At 63.4% G+C, this 13,249-nt stretch carries 13 protein-coding genes; 5 read left to right on the forward strand and 8 right to left on the reverse strand.

What is annotated here, in order from left to right; translation table 11 throughout:
- Positions 1–125: 125 nt before the first annotated feature.
- From ACSU1G_RS19355 to ACSU1G_RS19365, 3 genes are read left to right on the forward strand one after another with little or no spacing between them, the layout of a single operon-like run.
- Positions 126–920 carry an SDR family NAD(P)-dependent oxidoreductase gene (locus ACSU1G_RS19355; RefSeq protein WP_439281609.1) on the forward strand — a complete coding sequence of 265 codons (795 nt, stop codon included), beginning with the start codon at positions 126–128 and terminating at the stop codon, positions 918–920.
- Positions 921–929: 9 nt separating this feature from the next.
- The gene (locus tag ACSU1G_RS19360; protein ID WP_439281610.1) at positions 930–1,460 is read left to right on the forward strand and encodes a thioesterase family protein; all 531 of its coding nucleotides are present in this window, start codon (positions 930–932) and stop codon (positions 1,458–1,460) included.
- Between the two features lie 49 nt (positions 1,461–1,509).
- Positions 1,510–1,857, forward strand: coding sequence for an NIPSNAP family protein (locus tag ACSU1G_RS19365; RefSeq protein WP_439281611.1), 348 nt, complete (start codon positions 1,510–1,512; stop codon positions 1,855–1,857).
- 658 nt (positions 1,858–2,515) lie between these two features.
- Here the strand turns inward: ACSU1G_RS19365 and ACSU1G_RS19370 are convergent.
- A complete protein-coding gene (locus tag ACSU1G_RS19370) occupies positions 2,516–3,364 on the reverse strand; it encodes an IclR family transcriptional regulator (RefSeq protein WP_439281612.1) in 849 nt (282 codons plus the stop codon).
- 165 nt (positions 3,365–3,529) lie between these two features.
- Here ACSU1G_RS19370 and ACSU1G_RS19375 point away from each other — a divergent pair, with 165 nt between their 5' ends.
- Together ACSU1G_RS19375 and ACSU1G_RS19380 are read left to right on the forward strand one after the other, a co-directional pair.
- Positions 3,530–4,495, forward strand: coding sequence for a PDR/VanB family oxidoreductase (locus ACSU1G_RS19375; RefSeq protein WP_439281613.1), 966 nt, complete (start codon positions 3,530–3,532; stop codon positions 4,493–4,495).
- 14 nt (positions 4,496–4,509) lie between these two features.
- Positions 4,510–5,709 (forward strand): cytochrome P450, encoded by a 1,200-nt coding sequence (locus tag ACSU1G_RS19380; RefSeq protein ID WP_439281614.1) that lies wholly within the window; start codon positions 4,510–4,512, stop codon positions 5,707–5,709.
- 20 nt (positions 5,710–5,729) lie between these two features.
- Here ACSU1G_RS19380 and ACSU1G_RS19385 read toward each other — a convergent pair whose 3' ends face one another.
- The 7 genes from ACSU1G_RS19385 to ACSU1G_RS19415 all read right to left on the reverse strand — a co-directional run bounded on the left by ACSU1G_RS19385 (position 5,730) and on the right by ACSU1G_RS19415 (position 13,214).
- Entirely contained in the window at positions 5,730–6,701 is a 972-nt protein-coding gene (locus ACSU1G_RS19385; protein WP_439281615.1) for a fumarylacetoacetate hydrolase family protein, read from the reverse strand.
- Positions 6,698–7,726 carry an amidohydrolase family protein gene (locus tag ACSU1G_RS19390; protein ID WP_439281616.1) on the reverse strand — a complete coding sequence of 343 codons (1,029 nt, stop codon included), beginning with the start codon at positions 7,724–7,726 and terminating at the stop codon, positions 6,698–6,700. Before ACSU1G_RS19390 ends, ACSU1G_RS19385 begins: the two co-directional genes overlap by 4 nt.
- Complete coding sequence (locus ACSU1G_RS19395) at positions 7,723–8,859, reverse strand: FAD-dependent monooxygenase (RefSeq protein WP_439281617.1); 1,137 nt, start codon at positions 8,857–8,859, stop codon at positions 7,723–7,725. Before ACSU1G_RS19395 ends, ACSU1G_RS19390 begins: the two co-directional genes overlap by 4 nt.
- Before the next feature lie 34 nt (positions 8,860–8,893).
- Complete coding sequence (locus tag ACSU1G_RS19400) at positions 8,894–9,886, reverse strand: cyclase family protein (RefSeq protein ID WP_439281618.1); 993 nt, start codon at positions 9,884–9,886, stop codon at positions 8,894–8,896.
- Positions 9,883–10,839 (reverse strand): fumarylacetoacetate hydrolase family protein, encoded by a 957-nt coding sequence (locus ACSU1G_RS19405; protein WP_439281619.1) that lies wholly within the window; start codon positions 10,837–10,839, stop codon positions 9,883–9,885. The genes ACSU1G_RS19400 and ACSU1G_RS19405 overlap by 4 nt, the downstream gene beginning before the upstream one ends.
- The gene (locus ACSU1G_RS19410) at positions 10,839–11,858 is read right to left on the reverse strand and encodes a VOC family protein (RefSeq protein ID WP_439281620.1); all 1,020 of its coding nucleotides are present in this window, start codon (positions 11,856–11,858) and stop codon (positions 10,839–10,841) included. Before ACSU1G_RS19410 ends, ACSU1G_RS19405 begins: the two co-directional genes overlap by 1 nt.
- A 165-nt stretch (positions 11,859–12,023) precedes the next feature.
- Positions 12,024–13,214 (reverse strand): ABC transporter substrate-binding protein, encoded by a 1,191-nt coding sequence (locus ACSU1G_RS19415; protein WP_439281621.1) that lies wholly within the window; start codon positions 13,212–13,214, stop codon positions 12,024–12,026.
- Positions 13,215–13,249 lie beyond the last annotated feature (35 nt).

Genomic DNA, 13,249 nt, shown 5'->3' on the forward strand with positions numbered 1-13,249 from the left:
GGCTTCGAGCGAGACAAGTGTCGCGCCTGCTGCGAGACCAGGGCCCGATCTTGTCGCCCACCCGGCCGTGTTGGCTGGTATCACGACCGATCGGCGGTCGATGGTGCTGAGACGAGGACGTTTCGATGAGCGAACAACTGCAGGGTATCCGAGCAATCGTGACCGGAGCAGGTCGTGGCATCGGCCGTGCTGTGGCTATCCGATTGGCTGAGCACGGTGCGGACGTCGCCGTGGTCGACATCAACCTCGAGTCGGGCAAAGACATCCCCGGAGAGGCCGACGCGCCCACGACGGAGGCGATCGAGGCCCTGGGACGCAGAGCCATCGGCATCCAGGCCGATCTAACCGACCCTGCCGCGGCATCGCGGATCGTCGCCAAGGTCGTCGACGCCTGGGGCGGACTCGATGTCGTCGCGAACATCGCGGGTGGAGCAATCACACCTTTCGCGCGGAGCAATGCAAGCACAATTCCGATTGAGGACATCCGTCACATCTTCGATGTGAACCTGATGTCGGCGATCTACATGTGTCAGGCAGCGGTTCCTGCGCTTCGGGAGTCGTCGCGCGCTGCAATCGTGAACACGACGTCGCTCTCGGCATCCGTCGCCCATCCGGGTGGGATGCTCGCTGGGTATGGCATGTCGAAGATCGCGCTGGGGTACTACACACGAGCTCTCGCCGAGGAGATCGGGCCGGACGGTATCCGCGTGAATGCTGTCGCTCCTGGCTACACGATGACCGGACGCGTTCGCGCAAGCTCGGTGGACACCGGGTTCGCCGAGAAGGCCGAGGACGTGGCGCTCCGCCGCCTCGCGACACCGGAGGACATCGCCGACGGCGTGGTGTTTCTTGCTTCGCCGGGCTCCTCTTACGTCACAGGGCACACGCTCTCCATCGACGGTCAGACCAGAGTCCGCTGAGCCAGCATCGTGAGCGACAACGGTGAAGGTGGCCTGCCTCGTGAGAGCATTCCGACTTACCAACAGTTGGAAGCATTGCCAGCCTCGGAGCGCCTGACCGTCCTGCCCGCGCAGATCGACGACCGCGAGCACATGAACATCCGACACTACTTCGATGCGGCGGCGAAGGTAATTCTTGACACCTGCGAGTCCCTCGGGCTCGATGGACACTATCGCGACGAGCACGGCGCTGACGCCTTCACAGCAGAGCATCACATTCGCTATTTCTCCGAGTTGCGGCTAGACGATTCATACTCGACCCGTATTCGTATCGACGCAGCATCGGAAAAGGCACTTTGCATGACGGCATACCTGGTGGATGAGACGCAGAATCGTCTGGCGTGCACTCTTGAGTCGACTCTCGTAAATGTCGATCTTGCGACGCGGCGCGCGAAACCATTCGCGGCAGAGGTCGCGCAGCAGATCGACACCACCCTGCGCGACCATGACCTACTGCCTTGGAAGCTTCAAGGCTACGGTCGTCTCACGCGTGCTAGCTAAGTCCGCGACGCAGTCAGGTGCTGCAAACCCCCGTGTCGAAAGGGAACCCATGCTCTACGAGATTCGTCGCTACCAGACACTTCCAGGACTCCGGAGTGAATGGGTGCAGTACATGGAGAATGTGATCATCCCCCTTCATATTGCCGCCGACGTGACGGTGGTCGCCACGTTCACCGACCTGGACGATGACGATGGCTTCGTGTGGATTCGGGCCTTTCCTGATGAATATGCACGGAAGGCCGCCTACCGCGCTATCTACGAGTCGGATCACTGGAGGACGAATGTCAGCCCGCGCGTCCGTGAGTTCCTGGTCAAGGACTCGACGACGATGATGAGCGTGCAGTCCACCGCGAAGTCGCCGCTCGACCGACACCTCATCGGTGCCGAGCCAGTATGAGTGAACGCTAGATTCCCCTCAGCGCGAGCTGCCCTTGAGCCGGACACGGCGACGGAGGGAGACCGAGGGACAAAGCCCCTCCGTCTCCTCACGCCGAATCAACGCGAAAAGGCACGTGAACAGGGCTTTCATGCGTGGCCGCCAGGCGAATCGCAGACCTTCTGCCCACAATCCAGTGGGCAATCTGACGCAAACCTTACGCGGAGCGTTCGAGAAAACAGCTTCCGACCAGGTGTTTTTATGGCGGAGACGGAGGGATTTGAACCCCATCTTTTGAATCCGATCTCGACCCGAATCAGTCAGAAACTCCGGATCTACGCGGTTTCAGGAGTTGGAAGATCTGGGCTCAGCCCGCCTCAGCGGGGGTGGTTCCTGTTCAGTTTGACGCAAAATGTGGGCACGGATCTTGGCTCTCACACTGCCACGACGGTCACATTCTGCGTTCCAGACCAGTCTCACGTACCCCAATTGGTAGCGCCAGAGGTAAAGCCGTTCGAACGCCTCACTCTGCAAGGGCCTCAATCAAATCTGCGGCGAGGATGCTTGGCGCGAGCGATGTTTGCACAGACTCACTGATACCCGAGTAGGCGGCGTTGGCGCAGCAGCATCGCGGGCCTGTCTGCGCTCAACCGTTGAGTGCCACTTCTCGACGAAGGATTTACCGCTCGCCAGCACTCCGCTCCCCTCGCTTCGCGAAGTACTCAACCGTCGCCAAGGAGGTACTGACGAGGGGTCCGATCCCCGCAGGCGATCCGTCTGGCGCTGACGCGAGTCCACTGAGGTATGCGTCGCTCATCGAGCGGGTGATTCCCGCCGCTGCAACAATGAGCATCTCGATCACACCGGCAGGTGACGCTTCCTCGACGGGGATCACAACACTGAGCGCCGCGTAGACGCCATCCTGCGGTCCATAGACAGGTACTGCGACGCCGCGCGACTCTTCATAGATGTGCCCGTCCAGCACTGCGTATCCATCCGTGCGCATCTTGCGAAGCCGATCGCGCAACGCGGCGCCGTCACGCAACGTGTGCCGAGTGTGGTGGGGCCACCCTACGCGAATCACCTCACTGACGACATCGTCACCGGCGTGTGCGAGCAGGACCAGGCCGCTGGAGCTCACGGCGAGTGGGATACGACCACCGATGAGCGTCGCGTTGACCACCGCACCGCGGGTGGACATCCGCTCGACGAACAGGACGTCGAGTCCGTTCAAGACACCGAGCTGTGTGTGCTGAGCGATACGGCCGTGCACAGCGTTCATCCACGGTCGCGCCAGCTCACGCAGCCCCAGCGCACCCGGCGTGCGCGAAGCGAACTCCCACAGGCGCACCCCCAGTCGATATGACCGATCAGGGAGCCGCTCAAGAAGTCCCTCACGCTCTAGCTCCGCGACCAGTCTGTGCGTTGTCGAGGGAGCAAGCGCCGCAGCATCCGAGATCTCGGCCAGCGTGAGAAACGGCCTTAGCGCGTTGAAGGCGTCCAAAACTCGCAGGTGCTTGCTCAGCACCGACTCTCCTGCGGATCCCCGCGCCATTGCGCCTCCCCTGAGCAGATTACTCCCAATTCCGTTCAATGGAATCAGGAGTCGGACGCGTTGACTCCGAAGGTACCGTCTTCTCACCGACACCGCCGTCGGGCCCTCAACGAAGAGAAGACGAATTTGTCCTCGATCATGCTCGACACCACTGCCATACCGCGCGACGCGTCGAGCGGACGCCTAGTCGTGGCACGCCGCCGCGCGATCTCCGACAGCGTCGTTGAGTTCAGCCTCCGCGCTCCGGACGGCACGCGCTTACCTGATTGGTCGCCCGGCGCCCACATCGACGTCATTCTTGATGATGGCACCACCCGCCAATACTCGCTCTGCGGTGACCGATGGGATGCCCTTACCTACCGGATCGCCGTGCAGCGCGAGGCGGACGGATCCGGCGGATCAATCGCACTGCACGACACTGTGCGCGAGGGCGACGTCCTGCGGTTCGGTGGGCCGCGAAACAACTTTCGCCTTGCACCGTCCGGCCGGTACCTGTTCGTGGCGGGCGGTATCGGTATCACTCCCCTGCTTCCGATGATCCGTCAGGCGGACATGCTGGGCGCCGACTGGCGGCTCCTGTACCTGGGCCGCAGCAGAACGACGCTTGCATACGCCGACGAACTCGCACGCTTCGCCGATCGGGTCACAATCCACTGCGCGGACGAGTTCGTACGCGCCAACCTCGACGCCTGGCGGCCGATCGACGGTGCCGAGCGCGTCTACGCCTGTGGACCGTCGCGGTTGCTGGACGACGTCGAGGCATGGGGCGCGCCCCGGGACGGCCATCCAGCGAAGGTTGAGCGATTCGCTGCATCCACGAGGTCATCCTCGCCCGCGACCGCTTTCGCTGTCGTTGCCGCAAGATCTGGCCGTTCTACCACCGTGGCAGTCGACGAGACCGTGGTCAGCGCACTGCGCCGCATAGGCGTCGATGTGCTGACATCGTGCGGTCAAGGGGTGTGCGGAACCTGCGAAACCGACGTCGTCGCTGGCCGACCAGACCATCGCGACTCTCTGCTGAATGATGCGGAGCGCTCGGCATCAGAATGCTTGTTCCCCTGCGTCTCACGCAGTCTCGACGCACAACTCGTCCTCGACATTTGATCCTAGGAGAAACAATGCCCACCACCGCACCCCCGATCCCTGCCTCGGATATCGACCCATTCTCTACTGAGTTCCTCAGCGATCCGTTGCCCTTCCACGAAGAGTTGCGCGAGCTCGGTCCCGTCGTCCATCTGCCTCGCTACGATGTCCACGCCGTCGCGCGATATGACGACGTCCACCGGGCGCTGACCGATTGGCAGTCTCTGCAGTCGGGCGCAGGCGTAGGACTCAGCAACTTCAATCACGAGGCGCCCTGGCGCCCGCCCAGCCTTCTGCTTGAAGCGGACCCGCCTCGCCACGATGCCCCGCGCGCCGTTTTGTCACAGCTGCTGTCGCCGCGACGACTACGGTCGCTGGAGTCGCGCTGGCAGGCGGATGCCGTCACCCTCGTGGAACGAGTGCTGTCGGAGGGCCACGAGTTCGATGCCGTGACGGCCCTCGCCGAGCCCTTCCCACTGCGTGTCTTCCCCGACGCGGTGGGAATTGGAACGCACAACAGGGAAAACCTCCTTCCATACGGCGACTTCGCGTTCAACGCGTTCGGTCCGATGAATGAACGGGTCACCGACCCGGCAAAGACCATCGGTCCGACGGTCGAGTGGATCGCTACACAGTGTCGCCGTGAGAATCTCAGCGAGACCGGGTTCGGCGCGCAGATTTGGGAAGCCGCCGACCGCGGTGAGATCGGATACGAACAGGCGCCGCTCATCGTCCGCTCGCTGCTGACCGCCGGCGTGGACACGACTGTCACCGGCATCTCCGCCGTGCTGCATGCCGTCGCCACGCACCCGGATCAGTGGCAGCGACTCCGTGCCGATCGAGGGCTACTGCCGCGCGCCTTCGAAGAGGCAATCCGTCTCGAGTCTCCGGTGCAGACCTTCTTTCGCACCACGACGACGGAAACGCGGATCGCGGATGCTGTGCTCGCGCCCGAACGCAAGGTGCTCATGTTCCTCGGCGCTGCGAACCGCGACCCGCGCCGATGGACCGACCCAGGGAAATTTGATCTATCACGAGACCCCTCCGGTCACGTCGGATTCGGCATGGGCATCCATCAGTGCGTCGGCCAGCACATCGCGCGGCTAGAGGCAGTGACACTTCTCGACGCGCTTCTCGATCGAGTCTCATCCATCGAACTCGCAGGCCCTCCGCGGCGACACTTGAACAACACGCTGCGCGGCTGGGAGAGCATGCCCGTACGTGTGGTCGTCTGACTACGCGAGCGGCAAGCCCGTCAGCGGTTGCGCGCGCGTGTCCGCTGACGGGCTGCAGGAAGTTCGGGTGCTGTCACGGCCGCTCCCACACGTCCGATGAGTACACCGATCCCCTCGACGATCATGCGCACCTGATCACCCTCCTGCAACGGCGGTGGCAGCAGCCCGGCAGTCCGTCCCCACAGCTCACCGAGGCATCCGCCATTGCCTACCGTGCCTGAGCCGAGCACATCGCCCGGCACGACACGGGAGTTACGCGACGCGTAAGCAACGAGTTCGCTGAACGGCCAGCCCATGTTGGACACAAGGTCGTGCCCGATGAGTTCGTCGTTGACGAACACTTCCGCGCGGATTGCGAGGAAACCGTCCGCGTCGAGGAACGGTGCCAGCTCATCAGCCGTGACAATCCACGGCCCGAGGCTGGTGCCGAAGTCTTTGCCCTTGGCCGGCCCGAGATGAACCTTCATCTCGCGTGATTGAAGATCACGAGCGGACCAATCGTTCATGATCGTGTACCCGAAGATGTGGGATGCCGCGGCCTGAGCCGTCAGGTTCGCACCGGACGAGTCAGGCACTCCGCCGATTACCGCCGCTATCTCGAGTTCAAAGTCGAGGCGCGCGGTCTCGGGCGGGGAGACCGGCTCATCAGGGCCCAACACCGTGTGCGGATTGGTGAAGTAGAACGTCGGTGCCTGGTACCACTCGGCCGCGACCTCACTTTTGCCGTCGACCGACGCGCTGATGCCCTCCACATGCTCCTCGAACGCGACGAAATCACGGATCGCCGCAGGCACGAGCGGCGCACGTAGATGAACGCCGCTGAGCGGTGTGCCACTTTTGATCGCGATGCGGGCAAACAGCGTGTGTGCGAAAGGCAGCCCCTGCGCGAGCACGTCGGCGACAGTGAGCCCATCGGGAAATGGCACCACATGATCGTCCACGACGAATCCTTCGCCGAGTGCAGCGTCACCGGACCAGCGCGCAATCCTCATGTCCGCACCCGCGCGCGGAGCAATGCATCGGCGTTCTCGCCGAGGATGCGCCGCGTGGTCTCGTCGTGAAGTCCGGCCGACCTGATCTCAGTCACCGGATCGTCCAGCCCCATATCGAAGGGGAAATCACTGCCGAGCAACACCCTCGAGTCGCCGGCGGCCGCAACGAGATGGCGTAGCGCCGCCGGATCGTGGACGACAGTGTCGAACCACAGCTTGCGCAGATAGCTCGACGGCTCGTGCACACAGCCATGCGCCTCCGGTCGCACCCGCCAGGCGTGATCCGACCTGCCGATCGCGAACGGGAGGTATCCGCCGCCGTGCGCCGCGACGATCTTGAGTTCAGGATGGCGGTCCAGGACGCCCGAGAAGATGAGATGCGACAGCGCGACGGCGTTCTCGGTCGGCTGACCCACGGTGTTGGACAGGTAGAACCGGTTCAGTCGCTCATCGAGACTGCAGCCGAACGGATGCAGGAAGACGATACATCCCAGTTGCGCGGCCCGAGCCCAGAAGGGTTCGAGGCGAGGATCCGACAACTCAACATCTCCCGCGAACGAAGAGATCTCAACGCCGGCGAGCCCTCGTCCGAGCACTGCGTCATCCAGGTACTCGACGATGCGCTCCGGATGCTGCAGCGGAACCACGCCAAGACCTGTCAGGCGATCGGGTGCGTGAGCGACGTGCTCAGCGATGAGCCGGTTCGATTCCCCCGCAACCCACACCGCGAGGCCCTCTGGCGCCCACGGATAGAAGTGATTGGGTGAGATGCTGACCCATTGCCGATCGACGCCCTGATCGTCCATCGCGGCGAGCCGAGCACTCACGTCTGTGAGCCTAGGAATGCGTGCGCCGATCATCGCACCAGATGCTTTGAGGCTCTCAACACCGTTGCGTCTGAGCTCGAGTCCGGCGGCTTCTTCGACCAGGTGCGGTGCGCGCCGTTCCACCTCTGCCTGTAGTGCCGGCAGCAGCAGATGCGCGTGGACGTCGGTAACGGATGACGCCCTTGTCAGCCCCGTCATGCCGGCTCCGCCATCTTCTGCGAGATTCCGAAAATCAGGCCGCCCGCATCCGCATCGCGATCGCCGTCGATCTGCCATTGCCCGAGTTGGACGGATGCCGCAACGACGGCACTCGCCCGTGGCAGACGACGAGCGTGGAACTCGTCCCACAACGCCTGATCGACAGCATCTCGTGCGACGAGTAGTTCCGTAAGGACAAGCGCATCCTCAAGTCCTTGTGCGGCCCCCTGGGCGATCGTGGGAGGGCAGCTATGCGCGGCATCGCCGACGATCACGACACGGCCGCGGTTCCATGGCTCTTCGACGATGTGCTGGGTGAACCAGGTGTAGTTCGCGTGCGCGCCGGCCTCAAGGTCGGCGCGGATCGCGTTCCAAGGTCCGTCGTAGGCGCGAGATTCTTCGAGCATGATGCGTGTCGCATCCTCGTCAGAGGCGCCGAACCGGTCTTGAGCCTTTTCCACGAGGAACGCGTACATCGATTCCTCCCCCGTGGGCGTGTAGCCGGCGATGTAGACCGGGCCGCCGTAGTACAGCTCACTGCGCACGACCTCGGCGGGTCGCGAGACGAAGGTGCGCCAGATACCCATGCCCGTCGGCTGCGGCTTGGTGTCGATGCCGATGAGGTCACGAACGACCGAGTGCAACCCGTCGGCTCCGATCAGCAGATCGTAGACGCCGGCAGATGCCTCGTCGACAAACACCTCGACGCCCTCATCGCCACGCTGGGCGAGGCCAGTCACCTTGACGCCGAATCGCACATTCACCCCGGCCCGATGGGCATGATCGAGGAGAATGCGGGCCAGCTCTGGTCGCGGCATCCCCATCGCCGCCGGATAGTCTGGACCGCCGGTCTTTACATCGGGCAGCGCAGCAACGACGGGCGCGCCCGGCCCTGGAGCACGCAGATGCAAGCCCTCGAACAGGTAGCCCGCGGCGCGGATGTCATCCCACGCACCGAGGGAATCGAGTACGCGAAGGGCATTGCCCTGAAGTGAAATGCCTGAGCCGAGCGCACTCAACTCGGGCATCGCCTCGAATACATCAACGCTGACACCTGCCTTGGCGAGCTGGATGGCAGCAGCCAAACCAGTGACGCCAGATCCGGCGATGGCGACCTTGTGTACTGCGGTCATGTCAGAACCTCTTTGTTCTCGTAGGTGCGGGCGTTTAGAAGACTGCGACAGGGTTGATGGGCGAGCCGACGGCTCCGGTGATGGGCAGCGGCGGTGCCGACAGCAGGAAGTCCCATCGGCCGCGTTCCGCGCAAGACTTGGCGAGCGCGTCGAGGTCCCACATTTCACCGATCGTCAGTCCAATGTTGGGGATGACCACCTGGTGCAGTGGTTGAAATGACGCCACGTCGAACTCGTTCGGACGCACCTCGAAGCCCCAGGTATCGGTGGCGATCGCAGCGATTTCCGTGCGATGCAACCATGCGGCAGTGGTGAGCGAGAGACCTGCGGCCGGGCCACCGGCATACTCACCCCAGCCTTCGCGGCGAGCGCGAGCGAGACGGCCTGTGCGCACGAGCACGATGTCACCCCGACCGATGGTGACGCCCTCTGCAGCGGCGCACGCGTCGAGCTCCGCGGCGCTGATCGCGTATCCGTCGGGCAGTTCCCCGGACTCGGAATCGAGGTGTCGACCGAGATCGAGCAGCACCCCGCGCGAGACGATAACGGATGCTGCGTGTTCAATGCCAGTGACGAGGTCGCCCTCGCTCGTGACGACGTCGCCGGCACGTCGTCCGTTCCACGCGACTCCGTGGTCGAAGATGTGCCCGAGCCCGTCCCACTGCGTCGAGCATTGAAGCGGCATCGAGATGACGTCATCCGCGCCGCCGATGCCGTGCGGGAAGCCCTGGTTGCCACGCTCGGCATCCACCCCAGTGTCGGTCATCGTGTGCACGGGGTTGGTGCGCCGCCGCCAACCTCTCTGCGGGCCATCGGTATCAAATGATTGCGCCAACGAGATGGACACCCCGTCGCGCACGAGTGCCGCAGCCTCGATCCGCTTCGCCTTGTCGATGAAGTTGAGGGTGCCGAGGACGTCGTCTTCCCCCCAGCGCCCCCAATTGCGAAACGCCTCGGCGCGGACCGCAATCTCCGCTTCGGGGTTCGTGCGATCGATATCAGTGGGGTTCTCCGATGGCGTCGTCATGCCAGTTCCGTTCCCACGCAGCGCACAACCTGCGTTCCCAGTCCACTGATTGTCCCCGTCATGACGTCCCCGTCACGCAGGAATCTCTTCCAATGCTGGCCGTTTCCCGAAGGGCTCCCGGTCAGCAGCATGTCGCCGGGAAGTAATGGCATCGTCTCGCTTGCACCCGAGATGAGTGCGGCGATGTCGAAGAGCAGGTCGCTGGTCGACCCGTTCTGCATCGCCTGACCATTCAGCTCGAGCTGCACGCTGAGGTTCCCCCCGTCGACGAACGGTGCGGGGACCAAGAACGGACCGGTCGGCAGGAATCCTGGCGCGTTCTTCGCGCGGTACCAGTCGGTGCCGATCTCTTTCATGTCCTTGCGGAACACGAGATCGCGCGTAGTGACGTCGTTGACGATCGTGTAGCCGGCCACGTGATCGAGGGCATCCTCTCGACTCACCTGGAAAGCTTCACGCCCGATGACGACCGCCAACTCGAGTTCCCAGTCGTGGACATCGCTGTACGCAGGCAGGGTGAGCGGCACATCATCGCCGACCACACAGGCGGGGAGGCCGATAAAGAAGTACGGCTCACCGTTGGCTGCGCGGTCATCCATCATCTTGGCGGCAAACTCGCGCGCCTCCTCTGGCGTGCGATCGGAGTTTTGTGTGAGGCCCGCCGCGACCAGTTCGATCACGTGCTCTCGATAGTTCGCACCGGCCTGCAATACCTGACGTGGCTGCACCGGTGCGGTCAGTGTCACGCCGGACAGCTGCAACCACCCATCACCATCCACCTCGGCGAGGGCAGCGAGTCGGTCCCAGTCCGGTGCAGAGAGAAAGCCATTGAGATCGGCGGCGCCGAGGTCGTCGGCGTCCAGCGGACGGATGCGTTCGCCCGCCACCAGGCCGAGGAGCACATCGGCTCCGCTGCGGAATCGGGCAAGCGCGAAGGGCACGTCGAGAGCCATCAGCCCCGCCCCTGCTTGGCGTAGGGGTTGAACAGCGCATCCTTGATCTCATCGGGGACGCCCTCCTCAGTCGCGCTGGGTCCGTCAGCTGCAGGGAACGACTCCGTCATCGACATCGGCATGGCGCCATTGCGGTAGAAGTTGTTCGATCCCAGCGAGGGCTTCCAGGTGTTGGGCTCCCAGTCGGGCACGTAGTTTCGGTAGCCGCCAGTGTTCAGTTCGATGCGCAGGCTGGAGGGCTCGCGGTAGTAGAGGAACGTTTGCTCCCCAATACCGTGGATGGACGGGCCGTACTCGATGGGGTAGCCGTTCTCTATCAGAACATCTGCGGCGATAAGAAGCTCTTCTCGAGTGTCGACCCAGAAGGCATAGTGGTTGATCCGCCCGGCGCGCGTCGACCCGTCGAGCACGACGCCCAGGTCATGCGACTTCTCGTTGGTCGTCAGCACCGAGAACACCGAGATGGGCGCTTCATCCAGAATCGTCTTGGCCATGATCCGGAATCCGAGTACCTCGTCGTACCAGGCAGCGAATGCGTCGACGTCGCTGGTCGCGATCGTGACGTGGTCGAGCTGGCGAGGTGCACCCGCGACCTTGCTGCGCTTCTCGGGGCGATCGGGGTAGATCGAGGCGATGTGACCGGGTGCCTGGTGACGTGTGACGTCCCAGTGCAACGTCATTGAGTGGCCCCACGGGCCGGTGAAGCGGTAGGCACGACCGATGTGCGGAACATCATCAAGCCACTCGCCTACGATGCCGGCAGCGTCGACGCGCTTGGCTGCTTCGTCCAGCGCCTCAGCGCTCGTTGTGCGCCAGGCCATCGTCTCGAGCGACGGCTCCTTCCCGGGGACAACAACTACGGAGTAGGCGTAGTAGTCACCCCAGCAGCGCAGGTATACCGCACCATCGACGCGGTCTACGACGGTGAGCCCGACTTGATCTTCATAGAACTTCACGGACGCCTCAACGTCCGGGGAGGTGACCGCCACATACGAGAGGTGGGAGAGTAACTTGATCATCTTTGATCCTTTCAAAATGCCTGCGGGATCTTCCCCGTGCGTCCAGCCTCGCTCGATCGCTGTCATCAAGGAAGCTGAATGTGATGATCCGCAAAATCAGTTTCATTTATATAGCTCGCGAGGCGAACGCCGCGATCATTTGCTAACGTCCGCCTCGCTGCGCGGCTATTCGACGATGCCTTCATCTCGCACGTCGACGACAGATCCCTCGGGCACCCAGCTGGTGCCGTCAAACTTGCTGAACTGGAACTGGAACGCGATGCGCCCGAACGGGCCGGAGTCAAAGACGAGCCCCTCCAGCAGCATCGGATTCTCCAGTTTGGAGAACGAGTCCCACGCGGTGATGATGCCCGCGCTGTCGTAGGACTCCGCCTGCTCCAGCGCAGCGACGATCGCAGCGCCCAAACCGTATCCGTTCATCGCAAGAGCGTCGGCGATATCGTCCTCGTGACCCGACTCGGTCATCGCCTTCACGTACTCGAGATAGTCGGCATTGTCGGCAAACTGGGGGTCGGAGGGGTCCTTGAACCATTTGAAGGCGTAGGCGCCTTCAACCGCCCCCGGTCCGGCCTGGTTAATGGCCGTGGTGAAATCGGAGGTGGTAGAGCCCAGAAGCACGGTCGGTGACCAACCGATCTGGTCGATATAGGCGAGGACCGCTCCTACCGTCGGAGCCCCGATATTGATGATCAGCGTATCGACACCTGAAGCCTGAAACTGACTGACCTGAGCACTCAGATCAGCGGTGCCCGGCGCGACCAAGGCGGTCTCCACGGGGACAACGCCGCCGGCAGCGAGACCTGCGAGTTGACTCTCGCTGAGGTCATTGTTGAAGCCGACATACCCTACGACCGCGTCCGGGTGTTCAGCCTGCAACCAGTCGGCCTGAAGATGCCCTTCCCACGCGACGTCGGGCCAGAACGCCCGTTGCAACGGGAAGTTCTCGATGTCGCTCAGCGGGCTGTTGCCTGCGAGCGAAATACCCGCGACGCCCTTCTGCTTGAGGTAGTCACGGCCGGCGATGGAGATCCCGCCGAAATTCACGACGAGGACCGCGCCGTCCTTCTCGACGAACTTGCGCTCATTCTCGACCAGGCGGGCGGGGTCGTACGCATCATCGGCAGTCACAAGCTCGATCGGATGACCGTCGATGCCGCCATCCGCATTCGCCTGCTCGATGTACGTCTCGATGCCGGCAAGTCCGGGCGCGACAGCGCCCAGTGGACCACTCTGCGGCCAGCTCACTCCGACGACGATCGGCGTCGCATCATCGCCGCCCGCATCGCCTGACGGTTCCGCGCCGGCGCCTCGCGCGGTGCAGGCAGTAAGGACGAGCGCGGCGATACCGACGAGCACGACCGAGGCGACTGCGCCCCGGTTCATGGAATTCT

Source organism: Microbacterium sp. A93, from assembly GCF_051842835.1.